The organism is Variovorax dokdonensis, assembly GCF_030316895.1.
Classification (GTDB): domain Bacteria; phylum Pseudomonadota; class Gammaproteobacteria; order Burkholderiales; family Burkholderiaceae_C; genus Variovorax; species Variovorax dokdonensis.
Genome location: NZ_JASZYV010000002.1, coordinates 1,059,574 through 1,077,730, shown reverse-complemented (window position 1 = coordinate 1,077,730; position 18,157 = coordinate 1,059,574). Strand labels below are relative to the sequence as shown.

Here is an 18,157-nt window from a genome sequence, read left to right as displayed (position 1 = left end):
AGCGTATTTTAGGCGCCTGGGGCCGATTTAAAGGGTGCGGCAAAAAATTCATTGGAATGGAGCAGGGCCAAGAGCGCCGATGGCGCGTCGATGCTGGCATCCGCCTCCCAGCGAGCGGTGTCGACATGCTCGCCAAGGTAGCCGTACTCGGCCGCCACGGTGCGCATGCCGGCTGCACGACCGGCCAGGATGTCGCGTTCGTCGTCGCCAACATAGATGCATCGCGCCGGGTCGACTGCGAGACGCCGAGCTGCTTCGAGCAAAGGTTCGGGATGCGGCTTGGCATATGGCGTTGTGTCCCCGCACACCAACGCGGCCATTTGGGCAAAAAGCGGCATCGAAGCCGTCAACGGAGCGGCAAAACGCACCGACTTGTTGGTGACGACGCCCCAGGGCAAGCCAAGTTGAGACAGTCCCGCCAACAATTCCGGAATGCCGTCGAAGGCGCAGGTGCGAACCGCCATGGCATTTTCATAGTTGACAAAGAACTCTTCTCGCATAGCGGGAAAGTCGGGATGGTCGACTGACATGTCGAACGCCACCCCCAACATGCCGCGTGCCCCTGCGCCCGCCATGGGACGGTAGCGTTCCAGCGGCAAGGAGGGCAGGCCACGGGCGACGCGCATCTTGTCTGCGGCTGCGCCCAAGTCGGGCGCGCTATCGATCAAAGTCCCGTCCAGATCGAACAGAACGGCATCAACGAAAGAGAGCTTCATTCGACGACGGAATCCGCCTTGCGGGTGGCAAAAAGATAGTTGACGCTCACATCGCTGCTCAGCCTGTAGCGGCGAGTCAGCGGGTTGAACTCGAGTCCACGAGTCTGCTGAACGTCAAGCCCGGCGGCACGACAGAAGCCGGCGAGTTCGCTTGGCCGAATGAGCTTGCGGTATTCGTGAGTGCCTTTGGGCAGCATGTTGAGCACGTATTCGGCGCCGACGATGGCCAGCGCAAACGCCTTGGCATTCCGATTGATGGTCGAAAAGAAGACCCAGCCTCCCGGCTTGACCAGGGTCGAGCAAGCCCGTACGACAGAACTCGGATCGGGCACGTGCTCCAGCATTTCCATGCACGTCACGACGTCGAAACTGCCAGGTTGCTCCGCCGCCAAGCCTTCGGCGCTCACATGCCGGTAGTTGATATTGGGCGTGGCCGCCTCTAGCGCATGAAGCTGCGCAACCTTGAGTGCCTTCTCGGCAAGATCGATACCCAGGACCTCGGCGCCCTTGCGAGCCATGGAATCAGCCAGGATCCCGCCTCCGCAACCGACGTCCAAAGTGCGCTTGCCAGCCAACGGCGACAGGCCATCAATCCATTCCAGCCGCAGAGGATTGATGTCGTGCAGAGGACGAAACTCGCTTTCCATGTCCCACCAGCGGTGAGCCAGTTCGGAGAACTTGGCCAATTCGGCCGCGTCCGCATTCAGAATCTCAGTCATTTCTCGATTATCGGCAGGCTCGGCCCAAAGCCTGCAAATGCAGCTTCAAAAAAGAAAAAACCCCGCCGAGGCGGGGTTTGATGGCAATCCCTGAGGATTACTTGGCTTGCGTGCCGACCACTTCGATCTCCACGCGACGGTTCTTGGCGCGGCCTTCCTTGGTGCGGTTGTCCGCAACAGGCTGCTTCTCGCCCTTGCCTTCGGTGTAGACGCGGTTGCGTTCGATGCCCTTGCTGACCAGGTAAGCCTTGACAGCTTCTGCACGGCGAACCGACAGCTTCTGGTTGTAGGCGTCGGTACCGATCGAGTCGGTGTGGCCCACTGCGATGATCACTTCGAGGTTGATGCCACGGATCTTCTGCACCAGATCGTCCAGCTTGGCACGGCCTTCAGGCTTGAGCACCGACTTGTCGAAGTCGAAGAATGCATCAGCAGCGAAGGTCACCTTGGAAGCCACAGGAGCCGGGCGAACGGCAGGCGGAGGCGTCACGGCAGGAGCGGCGGGAACCAGAGCGCCGTCGCAACCGACAGCGGCGGTGGCCGGGGTCCAGTTGGCATCGCGCCAGCACAGTTCGTTCGTACCGTTCTTCCAGACCAGTTCGCCGGTGCCGTTTTGCCAGTTGTCGATCACAGGACCGCCATTGGCAGCGGTGACACGGGTCTGGGCGCCAGCGGCAGTGGCGAGCGCAGCGACCGCAAACACCATCGCCACTTTATTCAGTTTCTTCATGGTTCTCCTCTTGGGGAAAAAGCCGCAGCCGCGCTGCGAATCAAGGGGACGCTTCAAGTGACCACCACCCAAAACGCTGAAGATGATTGTGCCATAGGGACTTTGGCAAACAGGGCGTAACGCCCCCCCCAAAAGCCAGTCAGAGCCTTGAATCCGTCCCATGTGTTGCGGCTTTGCGACAACGCCATGGGCGTAAAATTCACGGCTTCGCTCTCGGCCGGCCCCCTTCATGACCTCGTTCGCCAAAGAAACGCTACCCATCAGTCTCGAAGAGGAGATGCGGCGCAGTTACCTCGACTACGCCATGAGCGTCATCGTCGGGCGCGCCCTCCCCGACGCGCGCGACGGCCTCAAGCCGGTCCACCGGCGCGTGCTCTTTGCGATGCACGAGCTCAACAACGATTGGAACCGGGCCTACAAGAAGTCGGCCCGTATCGTCGGCGACGTCATTGGTAAATACCACCCGCACGGCGATCAATCGGTCTACGACACGATCGTTCGTCTAGCCCAGGATTTCTCCATGCGCCACATGCTGGTGGATGGGCAGGGCAATTTCGGCTCGGTCGACGGCGACAGCGCGGCTGCAATGCGCTATACGGAAATTCGCCTGGCCAAGATTGCGCATGAAATGCTTGCCGATATCGACAAGGAAACCGTCGATTTCGGGCCGAATTACGATGGCAGCGAAAAAGAGCCGCTGGTATTGCCCAGCCGCCTTCCGAATTTGCTGGTCAATGGGTCTGGCGGTATTGCGGTCGGTATGGCGACCAATATTCCACCGCACAACATCAATGAAGTGGTGGATGCCTGCCTGCATCTTCTGGCGCACCCCGAGGCGACCATTGATCAACTGATGGAAATCGTGCCGGCACCCGACTTCCCGACCGCCGGCATCATCTACGGCATCGAAGGCATCCGCGAAGGCTATCGGACCGGTCGAGGCAAGGTGGTCATGCGGGCGAAGGTCCACTTCGAGGACATCGACCGCGGGCAGCGCCAGGCCATCGTGGTGGACGAACTGCCCTACCAGGTCAACAAGAAGACGCTTCAAGAGCGAATGGCGGAGCTCTGGCGCGAGAAGAAGCTCGAAGGCATCAGCCACATCCAGGACGAATCCGACAAATCGGGCATGCGTCTGGTGATCGAGCTCAAGCGCGGCGAAGTGCCCGAAGTCGTGCTGAACAACCTGTACAAGCAGACGCAGATGCAGGACACCTTCGGGATCAACATGGTCGCCCTGGTGGACGGCCAGCCGAAGCTGTGCAACCTCAAGGATCTGGTGCAGGTTTTCCTGCAGCATCGCCGGGAAGTGGTCACACGCCGTACGGTGTACAACCTGCGCAAGGCACGCGATCGCGGCCACGTGCTGGAAGGCCTGGCCGTTGCACTGGCCAACATCGACGAATTCATCGCCATCATCCGCAACGCGCCCACGCCGCCAGTCGCCAAAGCCGAACTGATGGCACGAAGCTGGGACAGCAAGCTCGTGCGCGAGATGCTTACCCGCACTCGCGCCGATGGCGGCGTGGTCAATGCCGACGACTACCGCCCCGAGGGGCTGGACCGCATCTACGGCATGGGCGGTGACGGCCTGTATCGCCTGTCGGACACCCAGGCGCAGGAAATCCTGCAGATGCGTCTGCAACGCCTGACCGGCCTGGAGCAGGACAAGATCGTCGCTGAATACAAGGATGTGATGGCCGAGATCGAGGATCTGCTGGACATCCTGGCTCATCCGGCTCGCGTGTCCGTGATCATCGGCGACGAGCTCAAGGCGCTCAAGCAGGAGTTCGGCCAGACGAAGCTGGGCGCTCGCCGCAGCCAGGTCGAGCACAGCGCTTTCGACCTTTCGACCGAAGACCTCATCACCCCCACCGACATGGTGGTGACCCTATCGCACAGCGGCTACATCAAGAGTCAGCCCCTGGGCGAATATCGCGCGCAGCGGCGCGGCGGACGCGGCAAGCAGGCCACCGCCACCAAGGAAGACGACTGGATCGACCAGTTGTTCATCGCCAACACGCACGATTACATCCTTTGCTTCTCCAACCGTGGCCGCCTCTACTGGCTCAAGGTCTGGGAAGTGCCGGCCGGCTCGCGCAATTCGCGCGGGCGCCCGATCGTCAACATGTTCCCGTTGCAAGAAGGCGAGAAGATCAACGTCGTGCTGCCCCTCACCGGCGAGGCGCGAACCTTCCCGTCCAATCGCTACGTGTTCATGGGAACGTCGATGGGCACCGTCAAGAAGACCGCGCTCGACGAATTCAGCAACCCGCGAAAGGCCGGCATCATCGCTGTCGACCTGGATGCAGGCGACTACCTCATCGGCGCCGCGCTGACCGATGGCGTCCACGACGTCATGCTGTTCTCGGACGGCGGCAAGGCCGTTCGTTTCGACGAGAACGATGTTCGACCCATGGGCCGCAATGCCCGCGGCGTGCGCGGCATGTCACTCGAAGAAGGCCAGCGGGTCATCGCCATGCTGGTGGCCGAGGACGAGCAGCAGAGTGTGCTGACCGCCACCGAAAACGGTTACGGAAAGCGCACTTCGATTACCGAATACACGCGCCACGGCCGCGGAACCAAAGGCATGATTGCCATCTCTCAAAGCGAGCGCAACGGCAAGGTCGTGGCTGCCACGTTGGTGCATGCCGACGACGAGATCATGCTGATCACCGATACTGGCGTGCTCGTCCGCACCCGCGTAGCAGAAATCCGCGAGCTTGGACGTGCCACGCAAGGCGTGACCTTGATCGGCCTGGACGATGACGCCAAGCTCAGCGGGCTTCAGCGCATCGTCGAGAATGACGCCAATGGCGAGCCCGAACCAGGCGCCGCCGACGATCCAAACTCTTCTTCGGAGAACCTCTAAGTGAAACGAATCAAACTTGCCGTGCTGGCCGCGGCGATGTCGGCCTCTTCCTTCGTGTGGGCACAAGGCAAGGCCGATCTCATCAAGCAGTTCCTCGAATTCCAGCGGCCGGGCATCGAAGCGCTGGCGCGCGGCCTCGTCACCCAGGCAAGCGATCCGATCGCCATGGCTGGCTCTGAATACCTGCGCACACAAGTGCCAGCCGAAAAGCGTGAATCGCTGGCCAAGGCCGCCGATGCCGAGTTGAAGAAGTACTTCGACGACGCCTATCCCTATGTTCGCGACAAGGCGGTGCAAGCCGCGCCGGGTGCCATTGGCCCCGTACTCGAGAACAACTTCAGCGAAGAAGAGCTGCGCCAGCTGATCGCCTGGATCAGTTCGCCCTTGGCCAAGAAGTACCAGGAACTCAATCCTCAGATGCAGGCAGCGCTGATGAAGCAGGTGGTGGCCGACACCCGCAGCAGCATCGAACCGAAGATCCGCGCCCTGGACACCAGCGTTGCCAAGGCCCTGGGTGCCCCGACCGGCCCTGCGCCGAGCAATTCCGGCGGCAAGTCCTCATCCGGCAGCAAGTCCCAGCAGCAGCAGAAAAAGTGACGGCAAGCGTGGCTGCGGGCCGGCGCCCCTACAACTTCTCGGCCGGCCCGGCGGCCATGCCGCAAGCGGTGCTCGAACGCGCCGCGGCCGACATGCTCAGCTGGCAGGGCTGTGGCATGGGCGTGATGGAAATGAGCCATCGCGGCAAGGAATTCGGCATCATCCTGGCGAAAGCCGAGGCCGACCTGCGCAAGCTGTTGTCCATCCCTGCGCAGTTCCATGTGCTGTTCATGCAGGGTGGGGGCATTGGCGAGAACGCCATCGTTCCGCTGAACCTCTCGCGCGGTGCGGCCGTGGACTTCGTCATCAGCGGCAGTTGGAGCCAGAAATCCTTCAAGGAAGCTCAGCGTTACTGTGCCCCGCACCAAGCCGCCAGCAACGCAGCGAACGGGCACACCCGCTTGCCTGACCCTGCCCAGTGGCAGTTGAGCGCAGATGCCGCCTACGTGCACGTTTGCAGCAACGAGACCATCCACGGTGTCGAATTCCAAGAGTTGCCCGATCTCGCAGCCCTCGGAAGCCGCGCCCCACTGGTGATCGACTTCTCGTCTCACGTCGCGTCGAGGCCGGTCGACTGGTCACGTGTCGGCCTGGCTTTCGGCGGTGCCCAGAAGAACCTGGGGCCTGCGGGGTTGACACTCGTGGTGGTTCGCGAAGATCTGCTTGGTCACGCGCTGGAGATCTGTCCCAGCGCGTTCAACTACAAGACGGTGGCCGACAACCAATCCATGTACAACACCCCGCCGACCTGGGGCATCTACATGGCTGGTCTCACTTTTTCCTGGCTGCTCGAACAGGAAGAGGGTGACCTGCAGGGCATTGCCGCCATCGAGGCGCGCAACATCGCCAAGGCCGCCTTGCTCTACGGCTTCATCGACAGCTCCGACTTCTATTCGAACAAGGTCGCTCCCGATTGCCGCTCGCGCATGAACGTTCCGTTCTTCCTGGCCGACGAAAGCCGCAATGCGGCCTTCCTGGCCGGCGCCAATGAGCGCGGCCTGCTGCAACTGAAGGGACACAAGTCGGTAGGCGGCATGCGGGCGAGCATCTACAACGCCATGCCGCTGGCGGGCGTACAGGCGCTCGTGGACTACATGCGAGAATTCGAGCGCTCTTCCGCTTGATCTGCATGACCGTTCCAGCCGCACCCACTCCCTCCGACAACTCCTCCAGCCTTTCGGACCTGCGCGTCCAGATCGATTCGCTGGACGCGCAGCTGCTGCAGTTGCTCAACGACCGCGCGCGCGTCGCCGAGAAGGTCGGCGAGGTCAAAAAGCGCGAAGGCACGCCCTTCTTCCGTCCGGACCGCGTCGCACAGGTGATCGCCAAGGTGCAGCAGGCCAACCCGGGGCCGCTCAAGGGCTCGCACGTGGCCGCCATCTGGCGCGAGATCACCTCGGCATGCCTAGCGCTCGAGTCACCGCAGCGCGTTGCGGTGCTTGGCCCCGAGGGGACTTTCTGCGAACAGGCAGCCATTGAATATTTCGGCGGGGCAGCCGACCTGATCTATTGCGCAAGCTTCGACGAGGTCTTCCACGCGACGGCGTCCGGAAGCGCCCAATACGGCGTGGTCGGTGTCGAGAACTCCAATGAGGGCGTCGTCACCCGCTCGCTCGACAATTTCCTGCACACGCCGACACACGTGGTGGGCGAAGTCAGCCTGTTGATCCGGCACAACCTTCTGCGGCGAGAAAACTCCCTGGTCGGCATCGAAGCCGTGCTGGCTCACCCACAAGCGCTGGCCCAGTGCCAGGGCTGGCTGGCAAAGCACCTGCCCCATGCAGAGCGCCGGGCCGTATCGAGCAACGCCGAAGGCGCGCGCCTGGCAGCTGAAAACCCCGCCTGGGCTGGCCTTGCCAGTGAGCGCGCCGCCACCCAGTACGGACTGCACATCGTTGCCCACGCCGTCCAGGACGACGCCTACAACCGCACACGGTTCGCCGTGATTGCGCTGCCGCAAACGCTCGACATGCCGCCGGCCTCTGGACACGACTGCACTAGCCTCGTGGTGTCCGTTCCCAACAAGCCCGGTGCCGTGCACGACCTGCTGGTCCCGCTGAAAACCAACAAGGTTTCCATGACGCGGTTCGAATCCCGGCCCGCCCGTACCGGCCAGTGGGAGTATTACTTCTACATCGATCTCGACGGTCACCCTTCCCAGCCGCACGTCGCGGCGGCGCTGGCCGAACTGCGCCAGCTGTGCGCGTTCTACAAGGTTCTGGGCGCCTACCCAGTCAAGGCCTGAGGACGGCGCACGGATGTTCGAGCAACTCGGACTGATTGGCTGCGGCCTGATGGGCGGCTCGTTTGCCCTGGCGCTCAAGCGCGCCAAATTGGTCAAGCGCGTGGTCGGGTACAGCAAGTCGCCGTCGACCACCGAGCGGGCCAGGCAACTGGGCGTGATCGATGTGGCAGCGCCTTCGGCGTTGCTCGCGGTCTCGGGTGCCGACCTCGTTCTGCTCGCCGTGCCCGTTGCCGCCTCCGAAGGGACCTTCAAGGCGATTCGCCACGGCATCGGCGCGCAAACGCTGGTGATGGACGTGGGCTCCACCAAGGGTGACGTCATTGCCGCTGCTCGCCTGGGCCTGCAGGGCAAGCTCGGGTGCTTCGTCCCGGCGCACCCCATCGCCGGCAAGGAACTGGCCGGCGTCGAGCATGCCGAGGCCAGTCTTTTCGACGGCCGCCAAGTGGTGTTGACACCCATCAAGCCCACGCTGCGGTCCAATGTCCAACGTGCCACGCAGGTGTGGGCAGGTGTGGGCGCCCGGGTGACCACCATGACGCCCGAGGCCCACGACAGCGCCTTCGCCGCCGTCAGCCACCTGCCACACCTTCTGGCCTTCGCCTTCATCAACGGCCTGACCGAGCAACCCGAGGGCGCCGCGTTCCTCGAGCTTGCCGGCCCAGGGTTTCGCGACTTCTCCCGCATCGCCGCGGCCGATCCGACCATGTGGCGCGACGTGCTGATGGCCAACAGCGAACAGGTGCTGCGCCAGTCGCACGCCTTCCGCCAGGCCCTTCAGCAGTTCGAATCGCTCATGATCAAGGGCGACGCTCAGGCGCTGGAACAAGCCATTGCGGCCGCCAGCCGTTCGCGCGCCGGATGGCAGCTGGGCAGCAGCACCGAATCGGACGCCTGAGTCTTCCTATGTTCGATACCGAATTCCTCGACCTGCCGCCCTTGGTCGAAGCCGGCGGCACGGTTCGCCTGCCAGGTTCCAAGAGCATTTCAAACCGCGTCCTGCTGCTCGCCGCACTGGCGGAGGGCGAAACGCTGGTTCAGGACCTGCTCGACTCGGATGACACGCGCGTCATGCTGGCAGCCCTGGCGCAACTGGGCTGCAGGGTTGAACTCCCTGCCTCAACCGGCAATACGGACGGCGCCACCCGCATTACCGGGCTCGGCGGCGCATTGAAGGACATCCGTCAGGCCGAACTGTTCCTTGGCAATGCCGGCACGGCGATGCGCCCCCTCACGGCGGCACTGAGTCTTCTCGGTGGCGAGTTCGAGCTGCGCGGCGTGCCCCGCATGCACGAGAGGCCCATCGGCGACCTGGTCGATGCGCTCGTTCAACTGGGCTGCGAGATCGACTACCTCGGCAACCCCGGCTACCCACCACTGCGCATCCATCCCGTTGCGCAGGAAGACTTGCACCTGGACGCCCCCATTCGAGTGCGGGGCGATGTGTCGAGCCAGTTCCTCACGGCCCTGCTCTTGGCGCTGCCGCTGGCCGCGCGGGAACAAACCATCACCATCGAGGTGGTGGGTGAGCTGATCTCCAAGCCATACGTCGAAATCACGCTGAACCTGCTTGCGCGCTTCGGCATCGCCATTGAGCGCGACGGCTGGAGCCGCTTCACAATTCCGGCCGGCAGCCGCTACCGATCGCCCGGCAGCATCCACGTCGAGGCCGATGCCTCGTCGGCGAGCTATTTCATTGCCCTGGGCGCCATCGCGCCCGCCATGACTGGCACGGATGGCATCCGCATCGAAGGCGTCGGCGGGGACTCGATCCAGGGCGACATCCGCTTCGTCGAAGCTGCCCGGGCCATGGGCGCTCAGATCGTGAGTGGCCCCAACTGGCTGCAGATTCGCCGCGGCGCCTGGCCGCTGACAGCCATCGACCTGGATGCCAACCACATCCCCGACGCCGCGATGACGCTGGGCGTCATGGCGCTCTACGCCGATGGCCCCAGCACCTTGCGCAACATTGCCAGTTGGCGGGTCAAGGAAACCGATCGGATCGATGCCATGGCGGCCGAGTTGCGCAAGCTCGGTGCCGAGGTCGAGACCGGCCCCGATTTCATCCGCATTCAGCCGCTTGCCGCAGGTACCTGGCGCGCCGCTTCCATCCACACTTACGACGACCATCGCGTCGCCATGTGCTTTTCGCTGGCCGCCTTCAATCCGGATGCCCGGCCGGTGCGCATCCTTGATCCGAAGTGCGTGGCGAAGACGTTCCCCGATTATTTCGAGACGCTGTTCGCGGTGTGCAAACCGGCCACCGTGCCGGTGATCAGCATCGACGGTCCGACCGCCTCCGGCAAGGGAACCCTGGCGGCCGAGGTCGCCCGGCAACTGGGGTACCACTACCTGGATTCAGGCGCGCTCTACCGTGTCACCGGTCTGGCGGCGCGGAGGGCGGGGCTTGAGCCCAACGAGTCGAATGAAACGGAAATTGCCCGCATTGCGTTGCATTTGCCGCTCGAGTTCATCCGTGGCCAGGTCCTGCTCGACGGCGAAGATGTCGGCGACGACATTCGCACCGAAGCAGCCGGCATGGACGCTTCGCGCGTATCGGCGCTTCCCGCGGTGCGCGCCGCGTTGGTCGACCTTCAAAAACGCTTTCGCCGTCTGCCAGGACTGGTCGCCGACGGGCGTGACATGGGCACCGTGATCTTCCCCGACGCTCCCCTGAAAGTGTTCCTGACCGCGAGTGCCGCCCATCGCGCGGAGCGGCGCTATAAGCAGTTGATTTCAAAGGGTATTTCGGTTACACTCGACAGTCTTCGCCTGGACTTGGAAGCACGCGACGCTCGCGACATGAATCGCAGCACCGCGCCTCTCAAACCAGCGGAAGATGCCAAGCTGCTGGACAACTCTGAGCAATCGGTCGTGCAATCGGTCGATCAGGTTCTGCAGTGGTGGCACCAAGCGCAGCCTTTCAAGTCATCTTGAAAGACTGGCCTTCGGACACAGATCGAAGGCACACCGTCCACCGGGCCCCCTCCGCGCGTCAGCGCACCGGCTCAGGTGGGTTGTTCAACCAACCCGGGCCCACAGCCCAAAACCCAACCACCGTCGCCAGTCCTAGAAACAGCCGTTCCGCAATCTTGCATTTGCGGCTGGAAACCTGCGTGACGGAAGGAAACTCAATGTCTGAATCTTTTGCCGCCCTATTCGAAGAATCCCTGAAGCGCTCCGAGATGCGCGCGGGCGAAGTCATCACCGCCGAGGTCGTGCGCGTCGAGCACAACCACGTGGTGGTCAACGCCGGCCTCAAGTCCGAAGCCTACGTGCCGATCGAAGAGTTCAAGAACGATCAGGGTGAGATCGAAGTCGAGGCTGGCGATTTCGTCTCCGTGGCCATCGGCTCCGTCGAGAACGGCTACGGCGACACCATCCTCTCGCGCGACACCGCCAAGCGTCTGGCTTCGTGGATGGCGCTGGAGAAGGCCCTGGAATCCGGCGACTTCGTCACCGGCACCACCAGTGGCAAGGTCAAGGGTGGCCTGACCGTTCTGGTCAACGGCATCCGCGCCTTCCTGCCCGGTTCGCTGATCGACACGCGTCCGGTCAAGGACCTGGCTCCCTACGAGAACAAGACCCTCGAGTTCAAGGTCATCAAGCTCGACCGCAAGCGCAACAACGTGGTGCTGAGCCGCCGCGCCGTGGTCGAAGCCAGCATGGGCGAAGAGCGCGCCAAGCTGATGGAGACCCTCAAGGAAGGCGCGATCGTGCGCGGCGTGGTCAAGAACATCACCGAATACGGTGCGTTCGTCGACCTCGGCGGCATCGATGGTCTGCTGCACATCACCGACATGGCATGGCGCCGCGTGCGTCACCCCAGCGAAGTGGTGCAGGCCGGCCAGGAAATCACTGCCAAGATCCTCAAGTTCGACACCGAGAAGAACCGCGTCTCGCTGGGCCTCAAGCAGATGGGCGACGATCCGTGGCTGGGCGTCTCGCGTCGCTACCCGCAAGGCACGCGCCTGTTCGGCCGCGTCACCAACATCGCCGACTACGGCGCGTTTGTCGAGCTCGAGCCCGGCATCGAAGGCCTGGTGCACGTTTCCGAAATGGACTGGACCAACAAGAACGTTGCGCCCAACAAGATCGTGTCGCTGGGTGACGAAGTCGAAGTCATGGTCCTGGAGATCGACGAAGACAAGCGCCGCATCAGCCTGGGCATGAAGCAGTGCAAGGCCAACCCCTGGCAAGAGTTCGCGCAAAACACCAAGCGCGGCGACCGCGTCAAGGGCCCGATCAAGTCGATCACCGACTTCGGCGTGTTCGTCGGCCTGGCTGCCGGCATCGACGGCCTGGTTCACCTGTCCGACCTGTCGTGGTCCGAGCCCGGCGAAACCGCCGTGCGCGCCTACAAGAAGGGCCAGGAAGTCGACGCCATCGTGTTGGCAGTCGATGTCGACCGCGAGCGCATCAGCCTGGGCATCAAGCAACTCGACGGCGACCCGTTCACCACCTTCACTTCGGTGAACGACAAGGGTCAGGTCGTGACCGGCAAGGTCAAGACCGTTGACGCTCGTGGCGCCGAGATCGATCTGGGCAACGACGTGATCGGCTACCTGCGCGCCAGCGAAATCTCGCGTGACCGCGTGGAAGACGCTCGCAACGTGCTCAAGGAAGGCGACGAAGTCACCGCCGTGGTGATCAACGTCGACCGCAAGACCCGCAACATCCAGTTGTCGGTCAAGCAAAAGGACATGGTCGACGAGCAAGGCGCCATGGCCAACCTGCAACAGCAATCGGCTCGCGAAAACGCCGGCACCACCAGCCTGGGCGCCCTGCTGCGCGCCAAGCTGGACGGCAGCAGCGACAAGTAAGCCGCTGCAGCCAAGGGACAGGGTCGGCCCGGGGGGCCCCCTGTCCCTTTTCTTTTGTATGCTGGCAGCCGCTTCCCATATTTCTCCAAATTCTTGACATGACCCGTTCCGACATCGTCGAAGAACTCGCCGCTCGATTCGCGCAACTCACCCACCGCGACGCAGAGTCCGCAGTCAAGACCATCCTGGACGCCATGAGCGACGCCTTGGTGCGTGGGAATCGCATTGAGATTCGCGGCTTCGGCAGCTTTTCGGTCAGCCGCCGCCCGCCTCGCATCGGACGCAACCCACGCTCGGGCGAACGCGTGCAGGTGCCCGAGAAGCGCGTACCGCATTTCAAGCCTGGCAAGGCCTTGCGCGAATCGGTCGATGAACAGGGCCTGGGCAACGCAGAAGCGCCCGCCCCGTAGAATCTTTCCGGCCCAGTCGGAAAGCGACCATGAAATACCTGCTGTGGCTGCTCAAGGCAGCCATTTTTTTTACGCTCTTCGCCTTCGCGCTGAACAATCAGCACGACGCTACCGTCAATTTCTTCTTTGGCACCTACTGGCGCGCGCCGCTCGTGCTCGTGGTGCTCGTGGCCTTTGCCGGCGGCATGGTGGTCGGTGCGCTGGGCATGCTGCCCGGCTGGTGGCGGCATCGACAGAAAGTGACCCTGGCTCCGCTGCAGCCCACCGACGCCGCGACGGCCTCTGCCACTGCGCCGGCGTCACCCACCTCCAACGACAACGACCTTCCGATCCCGCGCCATGGACTTTGACCTCAGCTGGTTGCTGCTCGGCCTGCCGTTGGCCTTCATCCTGGGATGGCTGGCCTCGCGCTTCGATCTTCGGCAACTGCGCCTTGAAAATCGCCAGGCGCCAAAGGCTTACTTTCGCGGCCTGAACTTCCTGCTCAACGAACAGCAGGATCAGGCCATCGATGCCTTCATCGAGGCGGTGCAGAACGATCCCGACACGCAGGAACTCCACTTCGCACTGGGGAACCTGTTTCGCCGCCGAGGCGAATACCAGCGTGCCGTGCGGGTGCATGAGCATCTGCTGTCTCGCGCAGACCTGAGCCGTGCCGACCGCAACCGCGCGCAGCATGCGCTGGCCCAGGACTTCCTGCGCGCGGGTCTGCTCGATCGTGCCGAGGCCGCACTTCAGAAGCTCGAAGGCACCATCTACGAGAACGATGCACGCATGGCCCTTCTGGGCATCTACGAGCGATCGCGCGAATGGACGCAAGCCGAGGCCGTGGCCCGCAAGCTGGATGAATCGGAACAAGCCAGTTACGGCACCCGGCGCGGCCACTACCTCTGCGAACAAGCTTCGGAGCTTGCCGCTCGCGGCGATGCCGACGGCGCCATCGCCTTGCTGCAGCAAGCTGCGCAGGTCGCCCCCGCGGCGCCGCGGCCCGCCATCGATCTGGCCGCGTTGCAGTTGCAGCAAGGCGCACCTGCGCAGGCCTTTGCCACGCTGAAGGCGCTGGCTGAAACTGCGCCGCTTGCATTGCCGCTGTATGCCACGCTCATGCAGCAGGCCGCGGCGGCATCGCAGCATTCCGGCGAAGCGCTCGCATTGCTGCAGCGGCGCTACGCGGCGGCGCCATCCATCGACGTGCTCGACGCGATCGTCGCCCTGGGTGGCAGCACCAGCCTTGAAGAAATCGACGACGCCGGTAGTTCCGACACCGTGACAGTGGCGAATCCGCGCGACAGCTACGTGGCACACCTGCAGCACCATCCCTCCCTGGTCGCCGCCAGTCGCTGGCTTGCCGGAGAGCGCTTCGAACGCGAGGCCTTGCACCCGCCGGTGCAACGCGCCCTCGACCAGGCTGTGAGGCCCTTGATGCGCTATCGCTGCGCGGCCTGCGGCTTCGAGGCGCACCAGTACTTCTGGCACTGCCCCGGCTGCCAGGCCTGGGACAGCTACCCGCCGCGCCGCGTCGAAGAGCTCTGAGGCACTGGCTCGTCAACGTTCGAGCCTGCTGCATCGTTGAGTTGGAGCCGACGCAAACACTGCGCCGGTAGCGTCTTTTGAATTGACGCTTAATCAAAACCATCTCAGGGAGAAAACCAATGTTCAAGAAAATCCTGGCCTGCATGGCCATGCTCGCGGCTGCCAGCTGCTTTGCCGCCGTCGATGCCAACAAGGCCAGCGTCGCCGAACTCGACGACGTCAAGGGCGTCGGCCCCGCCATGTCGCAGCGCATCGTGGATGCACGCAAACAGGGCGAGTTCAAGAGCTGGGATGACTTCATGGCCCGCGTCAAGGGCGTGAAGACCAAGAGCGCCGAGCGTCTTTCTTCGAACGGGCTGACCATCAACGGCCAGGCTTTCAAGACAGCGGCTGCGCCCGCCGCCACGGCACCCTCGGCCGCCCCCTCGAAGGCCGCCAAGCCTGCAGCCAGCAGCACGGCCAAGTAGAGCGACAGAGCGCAAGCCACTGATCACAAAGGCGCCGGCGCGGCATGCGTTCGGCGCCTTTTCCATTGGGCCGCCTTGTCACGCGCGAAAAGGCGATGCAGGGAAATGCCTCACAGATGGCCTGATATTTGCACGTAAGCTCGTCTGCTCACATTCCTAGTCCAGTTCTGGAGAACACATGACACCTAAGCTCAGCGTTGCTCTCGCCGCCTTTGCATTCACCGCCGCCGCATCCGCCCAAACCAAATGGGATCTGCCGACGGCTTATCCGGCCAACAACTTCCACACCGAGAACATCACGCAATTCGCTGCGGACGTGGACAAGGCCACGGGCGGCAAGCTCAAAATCACGGTGCATTCGAACGCCTCCCTGTTCAAGGCCCCCGAGATCAAGCGCGCTGTGCAGGGCGGGCAAGCCCAGGCTGGCGAAGTGCTGCTGGTCAACTTCCAGAACGAATGGCCGCTGTTCGGCCTGGACGGCCAACCGTTCCTCGCCGACAGCTACGAAAGCGCCTGGAAGCTTTACCAGGCCCAGAAGCCGGTCCTCGAAAAGAAGCTGGCCGAGCAGGGAATGATGCTGCTGTACACCGTGGCCTGGCCGCCGCAGGGCATCTTCGTCAAGAAGGAAATCAACAGCGCTGCCGACCTCAAGGGCGTGAAGTGGCGCGCTTACAGCCCGGCCACGGCACGCATCGGCGAACTGGTGGGCGCACAGCCCGTCACGGTGCAGCAGGCCGAGTTGTCGCAGGCCATGGCCACCGGCGTGATCGAGGCGTACATGTCTTCCGGCTCCACCGGCTATGACACCAAGACCTACGAATACATCAAGAACTTCTACGACACCCAGGCCTGGCTGCCCAAGAACGCGGTGCTCGTGAACAAGAAGGCCTTCGACGCGCTGTCCAAGCCAGAACAGGACGCCGTGCTCAAGGCTGGCGCCGACGCCGAGAAGCGCGGCTGGGAAACCTCGCGGAAGAAAACGGCCGAATACCTCGATCTGCTCAAGAAGAACGGCATGGCCATCCATGCGCCTTCGACCCAGCTGAAGACCGACATGAAGAAGGTCGGCGACACCATGCTCAAGGAGTACCTGGAAAAGGCTGGCCCCGAAGGCCAGGCCGTGGTGGACGCCTACCGCAAGATGTAAGGCGCCTCGCATGAGAAAGATCCTCGACTGGATCTACGACAGCGCCGCCGTCCTGGCGGCGCTTTGCATGATCGGCCTGCTCGTGATGGTGCTGCTGTCCATCCTCGGACGGCAGTTGCACTTCAACGTTCCGGGCGTCGACGCGTACGCGGGCTACCTGATGGCTGGCGCTGGCTTCCTCGCACTCGCCCATACCCTCAAGAAGGGCGAGCACATCCGGGTGACGCTGATCCTGTCGCGGCTGACGGCAAAGCCTCGCCGCTGGATGGAGCGCTGGGCTGCCGGCGCCGCCACCTTCTTGGCCTTGCTGTTCGCCTGGTTCAGCGTTCGGCTGGTCATGCAGTCGCTGGAATTCAACGACATCTCCACCGGCAACGACGCCACGCCGCTGTGGATCCCGCAACTGGCGATGGCCGTGGGCACCGTGGTGCTGGCCATCGCCACCGTCGACGAGTTCGTGTTGGAGTGGCGCGGGCAATCGCAGGCGCGTGCCAAGGAGGCCGCTTTCCATGAATGAACTGGCGGTCGCCGGCCTGCTGATCCTGGTCCTTTTCCTGATGCTGGGCAGCGGCGTCTGGATCGGGCTGACACTCTCGGGCGTCGCCTGGATCGGTATGGAGCTTTTTTCCTCGCGGCCTGCGGGCGATGCCATGTCCGTCACGATCTGGGGTGCTGCCTCGAGCTGGACACTGACGGCGCTGCCGCTGTTCGTTTGGATGGGCGAGATCCTGTTCCGCACACGGCTGTCGCAGGACATGTTCAAAGGCCTGGCCCCATGGATGCAGGCGCTCCCGGGCCGGCTGCTTCATACCAACGTGGCGGGCTGCGCGATCTTCGCGGCCGTCTCCGGCTCCAGCGCGGCCACCTGCGCCACGATCGGCAAGATGACCCTGCCGGAGCTCGGCCGGCGCGGCTACCCCGAGCGGATGGTGGTGGGCACGCTGGCCGGCGCGGGCACGCTTGGTCTGCTCATTCCACCGTCGATCATCATGATCGTCTATGGCGTGAGCGCGGACGTTTCCATTGCCAAGCTGTTCATCGCCGGCATCCTGCCGGGGATCATGCTGGGGCTGCTCTTTTCGGGCTACATCGCCGTCTGGGCGTTGCGCCATCCTGACCAGGTGCCGCCCGCGGACGCCCGCATGAGCTTCTTGAACAAGCTGAAGGCCTCGGGGAGCCTCATTCCGGTCGCGCTGCTGATCCTGGCCGTGCTGGGTTCGATCTATTCCGGCGTGGCCACCGCGACCGAGGCCGCGGCCGTGGGCGTGGTGGGCGCGCTGGTCATCTCGGCCACGCAGGGTTCCCTGAACTGGCAGACGTTCAAGGATTCGCTGCTCGGCGCCACGCGGCTGTACTGCATGATGGCACTCATCCTTGCGGGCGCAGCCTTTCTCACGCTGGCCATGGGCTACATCGGGCTGCCGCGCCATCTGGCGGAATGGATCGGCTCGCTGGGCCTGACCCAGTTCCAGCTGATCGCGATGCTGGCGGTGTTCTACATCGTGCTGGGTTGCTTCCTCGACGGCATCTCGATGGTGGTCCTCACGATGGGCGTCATCATGCCGACGGTGACCGCCGCGGGCATCGACCCGCTGTGGTTCGGCATCTACATCGTGCTGGTGGTCGAGATGGCGCAGATCACGCCGCCCGTGGGCTTCAACCTCTTCGTGCTGCAAAGCATGACGGGCCGCGAGCTGACCTACATCGCCCGCGCCACGCTGCCGATGTTCGCGCTCATGGTCGTGGCGGTGCTGATCATCTACTTCGTGCCGGGCATCGTGACCTGGCTGCCTCAGCATATGAAGCTGTAGCCACCGCAAAGCGGCGGCGGCCCTGGCAGGCAATGCCCTTCCGGGGCCGCCGGTGGAACGACGATGGCACAGGGTCGGTCGATAGAATCG

At 63.5% G+C, this 18,157-nt stretch carries 17 protein-coding genes; 14 read left to right on the top strand and 3 right to left on the bottom strand.

Translation table 11 applies throughout. The features are described from left to right. Positions 1–8 precede the first annotated feature (8 nt). The 3 genes from QTH91_RS13550 to ompA form a co-directional block, all read right to left on the bottom strand. Entirely contained in the window at positions 9–716 is a 708-nt protein-coding gene (locus QTH91_RS13550) for an HAD-IA family hydrolase (protein WP_286660581.1), read from the bottom strand. Continuing rightward, a complete protein-coding gene (ubiG, locus tag QTH91_RS13545) occupies positions 713–1,435 on the bottom strand; it encodes a bifunctional 2-polyprenyl-6-hydroxyphenol methylase/3-demethylubiquinol 3-O-methyltransferase UbiG (RefSeq protein ID WP_286660580.1) in 723 nt (240 codons plus the stop codon). Before ubiG ends, QTH91_RS13550 begins: the two co-directional genes overlap by 4 nt. Positions 1,436–1,532: 97 nt before the next feature. Next, positions 1,533–2,165 (bottom strand): outer membrane protein OmpA, encoded by a 633-nt coding sequence (gene ompA, locus QTH91_RS13540; protein WP_286660579.1) that lies wholly within the window; start codon positions 2,163–2,165, stop codon positions 1,533–1,535. 229 nt (positions 2,166–2,394) lie between these two features. Between ompA and gyrA the strand changes: the two genes are divergently transcribed. From gyrA to QTH91_RS13470, 14 genes are all read left to right on the top strand, one after another. Then, positions 2,395–5,037, top strand: a complete 2,643-nt coding sequence (gyrA, locus tag QTH91_RS13535) for a DNA gyrase subunit A (RefSeq protein ID WP_286660578.1) — start codon at positions 2,395–2,397, stop codon at positions 5,035–5,037. Then, entirely contained in the window at positions 5,038–5,634 is a 597-nt protein-coding gene (locus QTH91_RS13530) for a DUF2059 domain-containing protein (RefSeq protein ID WP_286660577.1), read from the top strand. Between the two features lie 56 nt (positions 5,635–5,690). Further along, positions 5,691–6,758: a 3-phosphoserine/phosphohydroxythreonine transaminase gene (gene serC, locus QTH91_RS13525; RefSeq protein ID WP_286660677.1), complete on the top strand. Its 1,068-nt coding sequence runs from the start codon at positions 5,691–5,693 to the stop codon at positions 6,756–6,758. 5 nt (positions 6,759–6,763) lie between these two features. Next, entirely contained in the window at positions 6,764–7,879 is a 1,116-nt protein-coding gene (gene pheA / locus QTH91_RS13520) for a prephenate dehydratase (protein ID WP_286660576.1), read from the top strand. A gap of 13 nt (positions 7,880–7,892) precedes the next feature. Next, the gene (locus QTH91_RS13515) at positions 7,893–8,774 is read left to right on the top strand and encodes a prephenate dehydrogenase (RefSeq protein ID WP_286660575.1); all 882 of its coding nucleotides are present in this window, start codon (positions 7,893–7,895) and stop codon (positions 8,772–8,774) included. An 8-nt stretch (positions 8,775–8,782) separates the two neighbouring features. Continuing rightward, a complete protein-coding gene (locus QTH91_RS13510; RefSeq protein WP_286660574.1) occupies positions 8,783–10,813 on the top strand; it encodes a bifunctional 3-phosphoshikimate 1-carboxyvinyltransferase/cytidylate kinase in 2,031 nt (676 codons plus the stop codon). A gap of 80 nt (positions 10,814–10,893) precedes the next feature. Then, positions 10,894–12,699 (top strand): 30S ribosomal protein S1, encoded by a 1,806-nt coding sequence (gene rpsA / locus QTH91_RS13505; protein WP_390367921.1) that lies wholly within the window; start codon positions 10,894–10,896, stop codon positions 12,697–12,699. 98 nt (positions 12,700–12,797) lie between these two features. Further along, positions 12,798–13,109, top strand: a complete 312-nt coding sequence (locus QTH91_RS13500; RefSeq protein WP_286660572.1) for an integration host factor subunit beta — start codon at positions 12,798–12,800, stop codon at positions 13,107–13,109. Between the two features lie 29 nt (positions 13,110–13,138). Next, complete coding sequence (locus QTH91_RS13495) at positions 13,139–13,459, top strand: LapA family protein (RefSeq protein ID WP_286660571.1); 321 nt, start codon at positions 13,139–13,141, stop codon at positions 13,457–13,459. Then, positions 13,449–14,642 (top strand): lipopolysaccharide assembly protein LapB, encoded by a 1,194-nt coding sequence (gene lapB, locus QTH91_RS13490; protein ID WP_286660570.1) that lies wholly within the window; start codon positions 13,449–13,451, stop codon positions 14,640–14,642. Before QTH91_RS13495 ends, lapB begins: the two co-directional genes overlap by 11 nt. A 119-nt stretch (positions 14,643–14,761) precedes the next feature. Further along, on the top strand, positions 14,762–15,109 hold the full coding sequence (locus QTH91_RS13485) for a ComEA family DNA-binding protein (protein ID WP_286660569.1): 348 nt from the start codon (positions 14,762–14,764) through the stop codon (positions 15,107–15,109). Between the two features lie 178 nt (positions 15,110–15,287). Beyond that, positions 15,288–16,256: a TRAP transporter substrate-binding protein gene (locus tag QTH91_RS13480; RefSeq protein WP_286660568.1), complete on the top strand. Its 969-nt coding sequence runs from the start codon at positions 15,288–15,290 to the stop codon at positions 16,254–16,256. A gap of 10 nt (positions 16,257–16,266) precedes the next feature. Continuing rightward, entirely contained in the window at positions 16,267–16,773 is a 507-nt protein-coding gene (locus QTH91_RS13475; RefSeq protein WP_286660567.1) for a TRAP transporter small permease, read from the top strand. Continuing rightward, positions 16,766–18,067: a TRAP transporter large permease gene (locus QTH91_RS13470; RefSeq protein WP_286660566.1), complete on the top strand. Its 1,302-nt coding sequence runs from the start codon at positions 16,766–16,768 to the stop codon at positions 18,065–18,067. The genes QTH91_RS13475 and QTH91_RS13470 overlap by 8 nt, the downstream gene beginning before the upstream one ends. Positions 18,068–18,157 lie beyond the last annotated feature (90 nt).